Source organism: Bradyrhizobium sp. WSM3983 (genome assembly GCF_000473045.1).
Taxonomy (GTDB): Bacteria; Pseudomonadota; Alphaproteobacteria; order Rhizobiales; family Xanthobacteraceae; genus Bradyrhizobium.
Genome location: NZ_AXAY01000034.1, coordinates 39,875 through 53,598, shown reverse-complemented (window position 1 = coordinate 53,598; position 13,724 = coordinate 39,875). Strand labels below are relative to the sequence as shown.

The 13,724-nt window shown below is 64.5% G+C and carries 14 protein-coding genes; 6 read left to right on the top strand and 8 right to left on the bottom strand.

Annotated features, from left to right (window positions below):
- The 4 genes from cckA (at position 1) to YUA_RS0134475 (ending at position 5,540) form a co-directional block, all read left to right on the top strand.
- The gene (gene cckA, locus YUA_RS0134490) at positions 1-2,580 is read left to right on the top strand and encodes a cell cycle histidine kinase CckA (RefSeq protein WP_027534762.1); all 2,580 of its coding nucleotides are present in this window, start codon (positions 1-3) and stop codon (positions 2,578-2,580) included.
- Between the two features lie 224 nt (positions 2,581-2,804).
- On the top strand, positions 2,805-3,803 hold the full coding sequence (locus YUA_RS0134485; RefSeq protein ID WP_027534761.1) for a Tim44 domain-containing protein: 999 nt from the start codon (positions 2,805-2,807) through the stop codon (positions 3,801-3,803).
- Between the two features lie 146 nt (positions 3,804-3,949).
- Positions 3,950-4,630, top strand: coding sequence for a lectin (locus YUA_RS0134480; RefSeq protein WP_027534760.1), 681 nt, complete (start codon positions 3,950-3,952; stop codon positions 4,628-4,630).
- 199 nt (positions 4,631-4,829) lie between these two features.
- Entirely contained in the window at positions 4,830-5,540 is a 711-nt protein-coding gene (locus tag YUA_RS0134475; protein WP_027534759.1) for a glutathione S-transferase, read from the top strand.
- 1 nt (position 5,541) lies between these two features.
- On the opposite strand, the gene YUA_RS0134470 is transcribed toward YUA_RS0134475, so the two are convergent.
- From YUA_RS0134470 to YUA_RS0134460, 3 genes are all read right to left on the bottom strand, one after another.
- Entirely contained in the window at positions 5,542-6,216 is a 675-nt protein-coding gene (locus tag YUA_RS0134470; protein ID WP_027534758.1) for an isoprenylcysteine carboxylmethyltransferase family protein, read from the bottom strand.
- Between the two features lie 116 nt (positions 6,217-6,332).
- The gene (locus YUA_RS51335) at positions 6,333-6,506 is read right to left on the bottom strand and encodes a hypothetical protein (RefSeq protein ID WP_198029560.1); all 174 of its coding nucleotides are present in this window, start codon (positions 6,504-6,506) and stop codon (positions 6,333-6,335) included.
- A 109-nt stretch (positions 6,507-6,615) separates the two neighbouring features.
- Entirely contained in the window at positions 6,616-7,095 is a 480-nt protein-coding gene (locus YUA_RS0134460) for a hypothetical protein (protein ID WP_027534757.1), read from the bottom strand.
- A 246-nt stretch (positions 7,096-7,341) separates the two neighbouring features.
- Here YUA_RS0134460 and YUA_RS0134455 point away from each other — a divergent pair, with 246 nt between their 5' ends.
- Positions 7,342-9,012: a fumarate hydratase gene (locus tag YUA_RS0134455; RefSeq protein WP_027534756.1), complete on the top strand. Its 1,671-nt coding sequence runs from the start codon at positions 7,342-7,344 to the stop codon at positions 9,010-9,012.
- Positions 9,013-9,144: 132 nt separating this feature from the next.
- On the opposite strand, the gene YUA_RS0134450 is transcribed toward YUA_RS0134455, so the two are convergent.
- The 5 genes from YUA_RS0134450 to YUA_RS0134430 all read right to left on the bottom strand — a co-directional run bounded on the left by YUA_RS0134450 (position 9,145) and on the right by YUA_RS0134430 (position 12,786).
- The gene (locus YUA_RS0134450) at positions 9,145-9,441 is read right to left on the bottom strand and encodes a hypothetical protein (RefSeq protein WP_027534755.1); all 297 of its coding nucleotides are present in this window, start codon (positions 9,439-9,441) and stop codon (positions 9,145-9,147) included.
- Positions 9,442-9,550: 109 nt separating this feature from the next.
- Entirely contained in the window at positions 9,551-10,105 is a 555-nt protein-coding gene (locus tag YUA_RS0134445) for an inner membrane-spanning protein YciB (RefSeq protein WP_027534754.1), read from the bottom strand.
- Positions 10,106-10,118: 13 nt separating this feature from the next.
- A complete protein-coding gene (locus tag YUA_RS0134440) occupies positions 10,119-10,694 on the bottom strand; it encodes a hypothetical protein (RefSeq protein WP_027534753.1) in 576 nt (191 codons plus the stop codon).
- Positions 10,695-10,769: 75 nt separating this feature from the next.
- Positions 10,770-11,252, bottom strand: a complete 483-nt coding sequence (locus YUA_RS45960; RefSeq protein WP_051383536.1) for an MAPEG family protein — start codon at positions 11,250-11,252, stop codon at positions 10,770-10,772.
- Between the two features lie 136 nt (positions 11,253-11,388).
- Positions 11,389-12,786 carry a carotenoid oxygenase family protein gene (locus YUA_RS0134430; RefSeq protein WP_027534752.1) on the bottom strand — a complete coding sequence of 466 codons (1,398 nt, stop codon included), beginning with the start codon at positions 12,784-12,786 and terminating at the stop codon, positions 11,389-11,391.
- Positions 12,787-12,892: 106 nt separating this feature from the next.
- On the opposite strand from YUA_RS0134430, the gene YUA_RS0134425 reads away from it, so the two are divergent.
- The gene (locus tag YUA_RS0134425; protein WP_027534751.1) at positions 12,893-13,618 is read left to right on the top strand and encodes a TetR/AcrR family transcriptional regulator; all 726 of its coding nucleotides are present in this window, start codon (positions 12,893-12,895) and stop codon (positions 13,616-13,618) included.
- Positions 13,619-13,724 lie beyond the last annotated feature (106 nt).

The following is a 13,724-nucleotide window of genomic DNA, read 5'->3' as shown; positions in this document are numbered from 1 at the left end:
ATGACTGCCGAGACCGACCACGACCTGTCACGCGAGCCCGTTGCGGCGCATGAGCCGTCGCCGCGCTCGGGGAGCATTGCGCTGGTGCTCCTGGTGGCGACCGCGCTCGTCGCGGTCGCCATCGGACTGATGACGCTCGGGCGCGCGCAAGCGCAGCCTTATATTCTCGGCATCCTCGCCGTGCTGGCGATGATCGGCCTGTTCAATTTGTTCGCCTTCGCCGCCGGCATCATCCGCTTCGTCGACCGCAACCTTGACGATCCCGTGATGGGGCGTATCGCCGATCACGCCTTCGACGGCCTCGCGGTGACCGATCCGCGCGGCCATGTGGTCTATTCCAACGCGGCCTATCTGACGCTGACCGGCGCCTCCGGCCCGCAGGATGTGCGCCCCGTGGAGCGCGTCTTCATCGGCAATCCTGACGTTTCTGAGGCGGTGTTCCGCCTGCTCAAGGCGGCGCGCGAGGGCAAGCGGCAGCAGGAAGAGGTGCGCATTTCCGGCCAGGACGGCAGCCACGGGCGCTGGCTGCGCATGCGCGTGCGTCCGCTCGGCACCGGCAAGCGCGAGGCCAAATATGCGGTGTGGTCGATCGCCGACATCACCCGCGACCGCGAGCGGCAGGAGGACGTGTTCCAGGAACTCCAGCACGCGATCGAATATCTCGATCACGCGCCGTGCGGCTTCTTCTCGGTCAATCCCGCCGGCGAGCTCGCTTACGTCAACGCGACGCTGGCGAACTGGCTCGACTATGATCTTGCCGAGATCGGCTCAGGCGGGCCGAAGCTCGCCGACATCGTCTCCGGTGACGGGGCTTCGCTGCTGAGTTCGATCGTGGCGGTGCCGGGTGAGGTGAAGACCGAGGTCTTCGACATCGATTTGCGCATGCGCACCGGCAAGACCATGCCGGTCCGGCTCTATCACAAGCTCGCCTTCGGCGCCGACGGCGCGCCGGGGCCGTCGCGCACGCTCGTCATCAGCCGGGCCCGCGACGAGCGCAGCGATCCCGACCGCGCCGCCGAAGTGCGCTTCATGCGCTTCTTCGACCACACGCCGATGGCGATCGCCACCGTCGACCGCGGCGGCAATGTCGTACGGGCGAATGCGCGCTACGCCAAGCTCGCGCAGGGCCTCGGGCTCGACAGCGCCAGCAAGTCGATCTTCCGCGCCATCAATGCGCGGGATCGCCATCTGGTGATCGCGGCCATCAACCAGGCCGCCGACGGCCAGGCCGACATCGCGCCGGTCGAGGTGGCGCTGGAAGGGACCAAGGAGCGCTGGGGCCAGTTCTTCATCACGCCGGTCGATGCGGCCGAGAACGACGCTGAAGCTGCGATCGTGCACATGCTCGAGACCACCGAGCGGCGCGCGCTGGAGAACCAGATCAACCAGTCGCAGAAGATGGAGACGGTCGGCCAGCTCGCCGGCGGCATCGCCCACGACTTCAACAACGTGCTCTCCGCCATCATGATGGCGAACGACTTCCTGCTGAACGCGCACAAGCCGACCGATCCGTCGTTCCAGGACATCATGCAGATCAAGCAGAACGCGACGCGCGCTGCGACGCTGGTGCGGCAGCTGCTCGCCTTCTCGCGGCGGCAGACGCTGCGGCCACAGGTGCTCGATCTCGGCGATGCGCTTTCTGATCTCACCATGCTGCTGCGCCGGCTGATCGGCGAGAAGGTCAAGCTCGATCTGATCCACGGCCGCGACCTCTGGCCGGTCAAGGTCGACGTCTCCCAGTTCGAGCAGGTCATCGTCAATCTCGCGGTGAATGCACGCGACGCCATGCCCGACGGCGGCAAGCTGATCATCCGCACCGCCGACGTCACCACTGAGGAGGCGGGCAAGCTTGCCTACAAGGGCATGCCGGCAGCGGATTATGTGCGGATCGAGGTCGCCGACACCGGCACCGGCATCCCCGCCGACATCCGCGACAAGATTTTTGAGCCGTTCTTCTCGACCAAGGAAGTCGGCAAGGGCACCGGCCTCGGGCTGTCCACCGTCTACGGCATCGTCAAGCAGACCGGTGGCTTCATCTACGTTGATTCAGAGCCGGGGCAGGGCACCTCGTTCCACATCTTCCTGCCGCGCCATCACGCCGAGCCGGAAGTGCAGGTCGAGCAGCCCGCGGCGAGCGCGACGAGTGGCGCTGCGAAGGAAGCTTCGCCTGCAACGGCGGAGGCCAAGGCGCGTACCGATCTCACCGGGCAAGGCACCATCCTGCTGGTCGAGGACGAAGAGGGGCTGCGCGCCCTGAATGCCCGCGGCCTGCGCTCGCGCGGCTATACCGTGGTCGAGGCCGAGAACGGCGTCGAGGCGATGGAGATGCTCGAAGAGCAGAGCGGCGGCATCGATCTCGTCGTCTCCGACGTCGTGATGCCGGAGATGGACGGCCCGACGCTGCTCAAGGCGATGCGCGAGAAGAACCCCGACATCCGCTTTATCTTCGTCTCCGGCTACGCCGAAGACGCCTTCGAGAAGAGCCTGCCGGAGGGACAGCAGTTCGACTTCCTGCCAAAGCCGTTCACGCTCAGCCAGCTCGTGGCGGCGGTGAAGGAGACGATGACGAAGCACGGGTGAAGTAAGGAACGGCGCGCCAGTCCTGCATTCTCCGTCGAGGGAGAGATCCGAATTCCCATCGTAACAGCCACCGGTAACCGGCAACCCCAGTTCCTGGCCGCACCCGGCCAAACCCCCGGCAAATATGGGCTTTTGCCATATCCCCGCGACTGAGGGCCGCAGCCGGGGGTTCCGAATCCGGCTTCCTTTTTGTAGAAGGCTGCCCATCTTAGGAGCACGTCCCCATGCCGGGGATTTGGGAAACGCACATGAAGTTCTCGCAATGGTCCCGCACTCTCGTGAAGACGATTGCCGTCGTTCTGGCGCTCGCGCTGCCGACGGCGCTTGCGATCTCGTCCGCTGACGCGCGCGTCGGCGGCGGTGTCTCGTCGGGGTCGCGCGGTTCGCGGACCTTCTCGGCCCCGCCGTCGACCACGACAGCGCCGGGCTCGACCTCGCAATTCAACCGCACCTACAGCCAGCCGGGCGCCGGCATGAACACGACCGCACCCGCACGCGGCGGCCTGTTTGGCCGCGGCGGCGGTTTCCTGGGTGGTCTTGCCGCCGGCTTCCTCGGCGCAGGCCTTCTGGGCATGCTGTTCGGCGGCGGCCTGTTCGGCGGCCTCGGCGGGCTCTCATCGATCCTGGGTCTGATCATCCAGATCGTGCTCGTCGTGTTCGTGGTGCGGCTGGCGATGTCCTGGTGGCAGCGCCGTAACGCGCCGCAAGCGGCCTATGCCGGTGCTGATGCCGGCGCCGGTCCGGGACCGCAGACGAGCTATCGCAACGGTCTCGGCAGTGGTCTTGGCGGCGGCTTCGGCTTCGGCGCCAACAATACGCCGCTCGAGATCAAGCCTGATGACTACGAGGCGTTCGAGCGTCTGCTCGGCGACATCCAGGCCGCTTGGTCGAACGAGGATGTTGCAAAACTGCACACGCTCGCCACGCCGGAAATGGTCTCTTATTTCGAGAGGGATCTCGCAGAGAACCGCGGGCGCAATGCCGTCAACAAGGTGACCAATGTCAAGCTGCTGCAGGGCGACCTCGCGGAAGCCTGGCGCGAAGGTGAGACCGACTACGCGACGGTGGCATTGCGCTTCGCGCTCACCGACAAGACGCTCGACCGCAACACCGGCGCGATCGTTGCCGGCAGCGAGCAGCCGGGCGAAGTCACCGAAGTCTGGACGTTTGCCCGCCGCCAGGGCAGCCCCTGGGAATTGTCGGCGATCCAGCAGACCAACTGATCGCACGCGATCGGAGACATCAAGGCGTCGTGCTCTCGCACGGCGCCTTTTTTTCTTTTGGGCGTCTCGCATCGCGGGACCGGAATAAGCGGGCGCGCGTCGGGTTGAAATCAAGCGGCCAACGACAACAGAGTTGGGAGGACAAGATGATCCGCATCGAAAATTCCGTGACGATGTCAGGCCTCGCTCTCGCTGTGGCCCTGCTTGCGGCGCCATCAGCGCAAGCGCAGTCGGCCGATATGACGTTCTTCGTGACCTCAAACGGCCCGGGCAAGGGCGCCGATCTCGGCGGCCTTGATGGCGCCGACGCGCAGTGCCAGAAGCTTGCACAGGCTGGCGGCGCCGCCGCAAAAACCTGGCGCGCCTATCTCTCAACGCAAGCGGCCGACGGCAAGCCCGCCGTCAACGCAAAGGACCGCATCGGCAAGGGACCGTGGCAGAACGCCAGGGGCGTGGTGGTCGCCAAGGACATTGCCGACCTGCACGGCGCGGCTAACAATCTCACCAAGCAGACCGCGCTGAGCGAGAAGGGCGAGGTCATCAACGGCCGCGGCGATACGCCGAACCGGCACGACATCCTCACGGGATCGCAAGCCGACGGCACCGCCTTTGCCGCGGGCGAGGACAAGACCTGCAAGAACTGGACGTCGAGCACGCAAGGTGCGGCGATGCTCGGTCATGCCGATCGTCAAGGCCTGCGCGATGACGAGCCGTCAAAATCCTGGAACAGCTCTCACCCCTCGCGCGGCCCTGACGGCGGCTGCTCGCAGGCCGATCTGAAGACCACCGGCGGCGACGGCTTGCTGTATTGTTTCGCAGTGAATTGAGGGGCGCTCCTTCCTCTCGTCATTGCGAGGAGCTCTTGCGATGAGCAATCCAGACTGTCCCCGCGAAGAGACTCTGGATTTGCTTCGCTGCGCTCGCAATGATGGCGTATGTGGCGCCGCTGCTCCGTCCCCACGCTGACGGAACCTTCGGCCGCGTGCTACATTGGGTCCACCATCCCCACGCTCACGGATCCCGCTCATGAAATACGAGCTCTACTACTGGCCCGAAATCCAGGGCCGCGGTGAATATGTGCGGTTGGCGCTGGAGGAGGCGGGGGCGGCTTACGACGACGTCGCGCGCGGCCCGCGTGGCTCGGCCGCAATGATGAAAATGATGGAGGCCCACAAGGGCACGCCACCCTTCGCGCCGCCGTTCCTCAAAGCCGGCAAGCTCGTCATCGGCCAGACCGCGAACATCCTGCTTTACCTCGGCAGCCGACACGGGCTTGCGCCCAAGACCGAAGCCGGAAAGCTCTGGGTGCACCAGCTTCAGCTGACCATCACCGACCTCGTGGTCGAGATCCATGACACCCATCATCCACTCGGGCCCTCGATGTACTACGAAGACCAGAAGGCGCCGGCGAAGAAGCGCACCGCCGATTTCTGGGACGAGCGCGTGCCGAAATATCTCGGCTATTTCGAGCAGCTTCTCGATGACAATGGCGGCGCTTACGTCTCCGGCCGCAGGTTGACCTATGTCGATCTCTCGCTGTTCCAGATTGTCGATGGCCTGCGCTATGCCTTTCCCAAGCGCATGAAGAAGGCGTTCGAGAAAAATATCCCTGGCCTCGTCGGCCTGCACGACCGCATTGCGGCGCGGCCGAACATCAAGGCCTATCTTGCAAGCGAGCGCCGCATTCCCTTCAACGAGCAGGGCATCTTCCGGCGATACAGGGAACTCGACGTATGAATCACCACAATCCGGGCAGCAGGCGGTAGCGCACCCGCGCCGCATAGTCGGCATAGCCGGGCAGGCCCGCGATGAGCGTGCGCTCCTCGATGCGGATGCGGACCGCAAGCAGCGCCAGGAAAAGCGGCGCAATCGCAAGGCCCCACGTTGATCCGAGGATCAGCGGCACGCTGGCGAAAAACAGGATCATGCCGCTGTACATGGGATGGCGGACATAGGCGTAGGGCCCGGTCGAGATCACGCGCTGCGCGCGCTCGGCCTGCAGCTTCACCACGGGTGCTGCGAACGAATTCTCGCGAAAGACCCACAGTGTGAACAGCGTCGAGGCGAGGAACAGCACGAAGCCGAGCACCTGCCATGCGATGTTCATGTGGGACGCAAGATGACGCCGGTCGAGCCCCATCGCGACGAGCCAGCCCAGCATCGCCACGACGAAGACGACCATGAAGACCTTGTCCGCGGCCGGCTGATCTCTCTGCAGAACAGGCCGCAGACGTTCGGCGAGAAGCGCCGGGTCGATCCGGTAGAGCCACCAGCCGCAGAGCGGACCGAGCAAGACGGAGGTGACGAGAAACACCCACGCGCCCGGCCAATGCAGCGTGCCGGCGGCGGCGAACAGCAGCGCCCCCATCCCGGCGGCGAGAACGGTGTTCTGCAACAGCAGGCGTGCGATCATGCACAGCTCCCTGAGTAGCCGCGCACGATAATGGTCCCGCTATCCGGCGAAGATGCGGCCGGACGCGCGAAAGGCCCGGTCAACCGGACCGGGCGATCCATCGCAGGCAAGCCGGATCAGGCGAACTGATCGATCCGCGTGCCCTGGCCCGGCGGTAGAGGCGCAGGCGGCGTCGGCTGATAGGTCGGGTCGTTGTCCTTGGTCTTGGTCTGGTCGTCCGGCTGCTTGGTCGTGTCGTAGCTCGGGACTACGATCGTGACAGGCGGCGGCGCAACGCTGGAAACGCTCATCCACAAATCCTCACAGATTGAAACAATTGACCCTGCCCCGGAGGGGACGAAACTTCCGTCAAGCCAATCGCTAAAATGCGAGGGATCTGACTTCTTCCTCGTGTGTGGCCTACTCGTCCTTCGGCCGCGTGATCGCGATCGACGCGTCGGTCTTGGTGCGCGTGCATTCCATGTTGAGGCGCTTGTAGCGCATCGTCACCTTGTCGCCACGCAAGAGGCCCATGCGCTTGAGGCAGCGCGTCGCGCCGGTCGTGGTGTCGTCCTTCGTCACCGTGAAGGTGATCGCAGCTGCGGAGGCGACCAGATCATAGAACTGCGGCGTCGGCTTGCGGTCGCCCTTGGCATAGAGCTCGTTGGAATAGGTCTGTCCCTGGGCGCGGCAGCCAAGCGACAGCTCCTTTGCCGCGGGGTGGGTCAGGTAGATGATGTTGGCGGCCTTGAAGTTGACCTTCAGCCCGTCGATGCCGCCGGCGAGCTGCTTTGCGATGTCGTCACATTGGTCGGCGCGCGCCGGCGCGGCGAGGGTCACAAGGCCGATGATTGCGACGGCGACCAACATCGCGCCGCGAACGTCCAGTTTGAAAATCATGATGAAAAGCCCCTTACGGCGCGCATTCAACCGTCGCCGCGCGCGAAGTGCAAGGGGTGCAACCCCGCTTGATTGGTCACGACCACGACCACCCGCTGATCGAAGGAGGGGACCGCAAAATGGCCGCCATGGTGCCGAATCGGGATGCCTCGGCCGCGCCAGAGCGCCTTCCCTTTGCGGCAAAAAAGCTTAGAACGCTTCTATGCTTAGAGGCCCGCGAGGGCTCCAGAACCCGAGATTCGCTCCATGAACGCTCCCACCGCCTTTCCCGATCAGTCCCAGCCCGTCCCCCCGTACAAGCACACGCCGCTGTTCCCGCTGGGGAAGGACGAGACGCCCTACAAGAAGATCACGGCGGAAGGGATCAGGGTCGAGAAGGTCCTGGGCAAGGACATGCTGGTGGTGTCGCGCGAGGCGCTGCGGGCGCTGTCGGAAGCGGCTTTCGGCGACATCAACCATTATCTGCGCCCCGGTCATTTGAAGCAGCTCCGCGCGATCCTGGAGGACGGCGAGGCGAGCCCGAACGACAAGTTCGTGGCGCTGGACTTTTTGAAGAACGCCAACATCGCCGCCGGCGGCGTGCTGCCGATGTGCCAGGACACCGGCACCGCCATTATCATGGGCAAGAAGGGCTGCAACGTCATCACTGATGGTGACGACGAAGCGGCGCTGTCGGAAGGCGCGCGCGACGCTTATCTCCGCCGCAATCTGCGCTACTCGCAGGTCGCTCCGCTCTCGATGTACGAGGAGAAGAACACCGCCAACAACATGCCGGCGCAGTGCGAGATCTACGCCGAGGGCGGCTCTTCAGACGTAGATTCGGCCTACAAGTTCATGTTCATGGCGAAGGGCGGCGGCTCCGCCAACAAGAGCTTCCTGTTTCAGGCCACGCCCTCGGTGCTGACCAAGGACCGGCTGCTCGCCTTCCTGAAAGAGAAGATCCTGACGCTCGGCACCGCGGCGTGCCCGCCCTATCACCTTGCCATCGTCATCGGCGGCACCTCGGCCGAACTCTGCATGAAGACGGTGAAGCTGGCGTCGGCCCGTTATCTCGATGCGCTGCCGACCCACGGCTCGCCCGACGGCAACGCCTTCCGCGACGTCGAGATGGAGAAGGAAATCCACAAGATGACGCAAAGCCTGGGCGTCGGCGCGCAGTTCGGCGGAAAGTATTTCTGCCACGACGTGCGCGTGATCCGCATGCCGCGTCACGGTGCTTCGCTGCCGATCGGGCTCGGCGTGTCCTGCTCGGCCGACCGCCAGGTGCTCGGCAAGATCACCAGGGATGGCGTCTATCTCGAGGAGCTCGAGCATAACCCGGCGCAATATCTGCCGCAGGTCGAGCAGTCGCTCGGTGGCGAGGTCGTCAAGATCGACCTCAACCAGCCGATGAAGGACATTCTGGCGACATTCTCGAAGAGCCCGATCAAGACGCGGGTCTCGATGACCGGCACCATGATCGTCGCGCGCGATAGCGCGCATGCCAAGTTGCGCGAACGGTTGGAGAAGGGCGAGCCGCTGCCGGACTATTTCAAGAACCATCCGGTCTATTACGCCGGCCCGGCCAAGACGCCCGAAGGCTACGCCTCCGGTGCGTTCGGCCCGACCACGGCGGGCCGCATGGATTCCTTCGTCGACCAGTTCCAGGCCGCAGGCGGCTCGATGGTGATGGTGGCGAAGGGCAACCGTGCGCCTGCGGTGCGCGAGGCTTGCAAGAAATATGGCGGCTTCTATCTCGGCTCGATCGGCGGTGCGGCTGCGAACCTCGCCGAGCACTGCATCAAGAAGGTCGAGGTGCTCGAATATCCCGAGCTCGGCATGGAAGCGATCTGGCGCATCGAAGTCGTCGACTTCCCGGCTTTCATCATCATCGATGACAAGGGGAATGACTTCTTCAAGGAGTTGAATCTGGGCTGAGGCTACTTTCCCCGGACGCCGCGCAGCATGAAATGCTGCGCTGCTGATTCGGGGTCCATTGTGGCGGCATGGGTCCCGGCTTTGCGGAGCAGCGTTACATGCTGCACCGCGTCCGGGACAAGAGAGACGCGCTCAAGCCCTTGCCCCCGTGAACGGGAAGCTGCCCATCGGGCCGATGCCCATCTCGCCGCTCATGCTGTCGCCGGAAACCGTTCCGATGAACTCGAGCGTCAACGGCATCGGATTGGTGATCGAGACCTTCCAGTTGACGGCGTCGCCGCTGACGGTGCCGTCGAAAATCTCGGCGGTATTGCCGTCAGCGCCCTGGGTGCCCGTGAGCGCGCCGCCCGCTTCCTTCAAGCTCAGCGTCGCCTGGCGCTCGCCCATCGGGGTCGTCATGGTCAGATTCCAGTTGCCGTCCACGGCCATTCGCGTCTCCCGAACAATGTCCCGGCGGGCTGCGATGATCCGCAACCCGTCCTGGGCCGAGCCTATAGCGCAACTTGAAGCCGCTGCCTAACGCCCCCTCGGGCGGCATTCAGGCGCGGGCGGCGGCGCGCCGGCGGCTGGTGACGACGAGCCTGAACACCACGTACTGCACGGCAAAGGCGAGGGCCTTGGCGCCGCCCGCAACCGCCGAGATGTAGAACGCCCACAGCTTCAGATCGCCGGTGGCGGCGACCGCAATGGTGCCGGCTCCGAGAACGAACATCAGCGCGGCCCAGGCATAGCCGGCAGCGGTGACGTATTCAGGCGCGGTCTCGACCACGAGCGGCGGCATGTAGCGCAGCATCCAGCCGCGCTTGAGCATGATCGCGCCGATCGCGAAATGCGCGACCGCAGGCTTGGCCAGCATGAAGCGGGGATCGTTGGTCAGCAGCGTGACAGTGCCGAGAACGATGACGAGCGCGACGCTGGCATAGGTCATGTAGCCGAGCTCGCGCCCCTTGACGCGGGCATAGATCACCTGCGCGATCGCGCCGGCAATCGCCACCGACGTCGCCAGGATGACGTTGTCGGTGACGAGATAGATCACCAGGAAGACGATGGCAGACAGGAAGTCGGAGACGAGGCGGGCGAATACGTCCTTCATTGTCGGTCCTGTCTCACTGGGCTTTGGGCAGCGCGCCAGCCGGCGCACCATACTTGATCTGGCGATATTCAGGATACCATTTGGTGAAATAGATCGCGCTGTTGCGGGCGGCGAAGGCGACCGCGAGGCCCAGCCAGACCGGCAGGCCCGGGAAGTAGAGCAGCACGATGTTGGCGGCCATCATCAGCAGAGCGGCCACTGTCCATGCGGCGGTGATGATGTAATTGGCGGTGAGGAAGCCGGGCATGCCCGCGGTCTCGGCCGGGACGGATTCGATCGCGTATTGCAGCGTGAAGGGCCGGCGCGCCAGCATCGAGCCGAGCGAGATGATGAAGATGCCGATATCGACCGAGAGCTTGACGCCGAGCGCGCTGAGCGAGGGGTCGCGCAGCGCAAGGTAGAGGCCGATGCCTGCGAACAGGATCGCCGAGCCCGTGGCCAGGATCTTCACCGAGCGACCGCAAGCAACATCGATCGCGATCGTGACGAGGCAGATGGCGCAGGCCGCGAACACGCTGATCGTGGCCGAGGTCATGAACATCAGGAAGGTGTAGACGCCGTAGGGGGCAAGGATCAGGAAGATCGTCATGGTCGCCTCGCTCGAACCAATCTTTACGATGTCAAGATTGATAGTTCGGGGTCGGCGCCGGGTCAAGCGAAATCTTTACAGTGTCAAAATTACGTGAATGACCTGTAAAAACTCAATTGTCGCAATGGCTTGATCTGCCAACTCGTCGACGACGGCGGCCCAGGGCAGGCGCGACAGGATGGTCAGCGCGCAAGAGATCAGAAGGCCGATGGTCAGGAAGATGCTGCCGCCGCGGCAGATCACGAACCGCAGCGAGCCGGGCGTCGCGTACATGCCGAGCGGATGCAGCAGCCGCGACAGCACGAGCGCGCCCATCAGCAGATGAATGCGCAATGGCGACGCGCCGGACATTTCGAGAAACGCCACCATCAGCGCGATGATGGGGACGTATTCCATGAAATTGCCATGGGCGCGGATCGCGCTACGCAGGCCTTCGTTGCCGCCGTCGTTGAACGGGGCCCCGCTGCTCCGCCGCAGCCGGATGACTTGCAGCGCAAGCGCAGCGTAGATCAGCGCGAGGATGGCGAGATAGTTCGCCGTGATCGTGGGGACGTGCATGCGAAGTCTCCTCTTGCCGTCATTCCGGGGCGCACGTCAGTGCGAACCCGGAATCCATCGTGAGACGGTCTCTGCGGCTCGATAGATTCCGGGCTCGCGCCAAGTGGCGCGCCCCGGAAATGACAAGGACAGGAAGCTACTGCGCTCCCACCCAATTGCCGTGAAAGCCGTCGGGCACGCGATGGCCGAGCTGGACCAGCGCGGCGGGGCCGGCCTCGATGTCGGTGGCGTTGAACACGGCGAGGTCGCTGCGGTTTTCCCGCGCGCGCCAGATCACCGCCAGCAGCCAGCCGTCACCTTCGGGCGCCTCCTTCGATCGCTCGACGAAGACAGGCTCGGAGATAGTGTCGCCCGTTGGCAGCAGATACTGGCCGAGGCGCTTGCCCATGCCGTCGACATGGACGATGCCGGACAGCGCGCCGAACATCGGCGCCTTCGGATTGGCGCAGGCGTACCAGCCGTGACGGCTTTTCAAGCCGGCACGGCGGTCGTCGACCCGCGGGAATTCCCCGGTGAGATCGTCCAAATATGTTTGCTGGAAACTGTCGGTGTTGCCGGCGAGATCGAAGGTCCAACGGCAATGGCGCGCAAACGATTTCTCGGGATTCGTCGGCCGGCCGTCGGGATGCGGAAACAGCGGCGCTTCCTCGAACTGCATGACGTCGGCGATGATCCGCTCGCCGTCCTCCCAGGCATTCATGACGTGGAAGACATAGCAGGTCTCGCCGCGGAACCAGACGATGTCCTTGCTCGATCCGTTCCGTTTCATCACGCCGACATAGGCGCCTTTCTCGGGCTCCCATGCATAGGGCGGCTTGCCCTTCATCGCGCGATTCATGCTGCCTGTAATGGGGAGGATCGGAAACAGCACATGGTTCTCGGTGACGATGAAGTCGTGCACCATGCTGGCATAGGGCGCCTCGAAGCGCTCGAAGCGCGTGGCTTTTCCGGACGCGTCGATCGATCCGTAGGAGAGGGCAGATGTCAGCGGTCCCGCCGCATTGTAGCCGAAAAACACCAGATCGCCCGTGACGGGATCGATCTTCGGATGTGCGGTGAAGCTGCCGGCGACGCGGCCCTGATAGTTGCAATAGCCGCGGGTCGCGAGCGTGCCCGGCTCGATTTCGGTCGGCAGATGTCCCTCTTCCAGCGCGAGCAGCTTGCCGGCATGGAAGACGATGTTGGTGTTGGCGACGCCGCCGTCGGTGAGGTTGGCGGGCGCATCCGGCAGCTTGCGGCCGAAGCCGCCGAACAGTGCGCGGCCGGCATCGTGCTCGGCCAGCCATTTCGGCGTGCGGACCCAACGGTTGCGGTAGGAAGCGCGCCCCTCCTCAAGATGAAAGGCGTGCAGCATGCCGTCGCCGACGAACCAGTGCGCGCCTGGGGATTCGAACTGCGGATTGGGGCCGTTGCGATAGAGCGTGCCGTTCAGCTCGCGCGGCAATTCGCCGACGATCTTGAGGACAGGCGCGTCTGCCTCGAACGGAATCGGTGCGATATTATTGCGGCGCTCGGCGGTCGCATGCTGCTGCACGGCGCATCCCTCCTTATCTTTACATCGTAAAGATGAGATAGAGCCAAGCACGGCTTCCGTCAAGTGAAATCTTTACACTGTCAATATTGCGGCATATAGCTTGTAAATGGGCAAGACCGACACCAGGAACGAAACGGCGCGCCTCTCGCGCCCCCCGAAGAAGACACTGCCGGCATCTCGCCCGGCGCGCGGTCCGGCGAGCGCGAAGACCGAGACGCCCTATCACCACGGCGCCTTGCGCGAGGCGCTGCTGCAGGCGGCCGAACGGGTACTGGAGCGCGACGGGCTCGCCGGCCTGACGCTGCGCGCGGTGGCGCGCGAGGCTGGCGTCTCGCATGCGGCCCCGACCCATCATTTCGGCGATCTCACCGGGCTCGTCAGCGAGCTCGCCGCGATCGGTTTCCGCCAGTTCAACGCCGCGATGGCGTCCGCATGCGACGCGGTCACCTCGCCGCTGGAACGGGCGCTGGCGCGGCCCAAAGCTTACGTCGCCTATGCCCAGGCCCATCCCGGCATGTACGGCCTGATGTTCCGCACCGAGCGGCTGGACTATTCCAGGCCCTCGCTGCACGAGGCCGCGGAATCCTCGTTTGCCGGACTTGCCAACGCCATCGGCGCGATGCGGCAGGAGCCGATCAGCGGCAACACGCTGACCATCGAGCAGGGCGCTGCGATCGCACGGGCGTGGTCGATGGTGCACGGCTTCACCATGCTGCTGCTCGACGGGCGGCTCGAGGATATTCTGGAACGGCTGCCTGATGGCACGACGGCCGAGCAGCTTCTGGAAGCGATCCTGAAGTCGACAGTGGCGGGAAAACCGCCAAGCACCTGAACGAGCGGCAAGCACCTGAACGAAACGTCCGCAACCTTTACCGTGCTCTGGCGTTGACGCCTCCGTGGAACTCGTGGCTTTGCACATCTTCACTGTGGGCAAGGTT

Coding starts and splice junctions, on each gene's coding strand:
- cckA (WP_027534762.1), top strand. CDS start 1: ATGACTGCCGAGACCGACCACGACCTGTCACGCGAGCCCGTTGCGGCG.
- YUA_RS0134485 (WP_027534761.1), top strand. CDS start 2,805: ATGCCGGGGATTTGGGAAACGCACATGAAGTTCTCGCAATGGTCCCGC.
- YUA_RS0134480 (WP_027534760.1), top strand. CDS start 3,950: ATGATCCGCATCGAAAATTCCGTGACGATGTCAGGCCTCGCTCTCGCT.
- YUA_RS0134475 (WP_027534759.1), top strand. CDS start 4,830: ATGAAATACGAGCTCTACTACTGGCCCGAAATCCAGGGCCGCGGTGAA.
- YUA_RS0134470 (WP_027534758.1), bottom strand. CDS start 6,216: ATGATCGCACGCCTGCTGTTGCAGAACACCGTTCTCGCCGCCGGGATG.
- YUA_RS51335 (WP_198029560.1), bottom strand. CDS start 6,506: ATGAGCGTTTCCAGCGTTGCGCCGCCGCCTGTCACGATCGTAGTCCCG.
- YUA_RS0134460 (WP_027534757.1), bottom strand. CDS start 7,095: ATGATTTTCAAACTGGACGTTCGCGGCGCGATGTTGGTCGCCGTCGCA.
- YUA_RS0134455 (WP_027534756.1), top strand. CDS start 7,342: ATGAACGCTCCCACCGCCTTTCCCGATCAGTCCCAGCCCGTCCCCCCG.
- YUA_RS0134450 (WP_027534755.1), bottom strand. CDS start 9,441: ATGGCCGTGGACGGCAACTGGAATCTGACCATGACGACCCCGATGGGC.
- YUA_RS0134445 (WP_027534754.1), bottom strand. CDS start 10,105: ATGAAGGACGTATTCGCCCGCCTCGTCTCCGACTTCCTGTCTGCCATC.
- YUA_RS0134440 (WP_027534753.1), bottom strand. CDS start 10,694: ATGACGATCTTCCTGATCCTTGCCCCCTACGGCGTCTACACCTTCCTG.
- YUA_RS45960 (WP_051383536.1), bottom strand. CDS start 11,252: ATGCACGTCCCCACGATCACGGCGAACTATCTCGCCATCCTCGCGCTG.
- YUA_RS0134425 (WP_027534751.1), top strand. CDS start 12,893: ATGGGCAAGACCGACACCAGGAACGAAACGGCGCGCCTCTCGCGCCCC.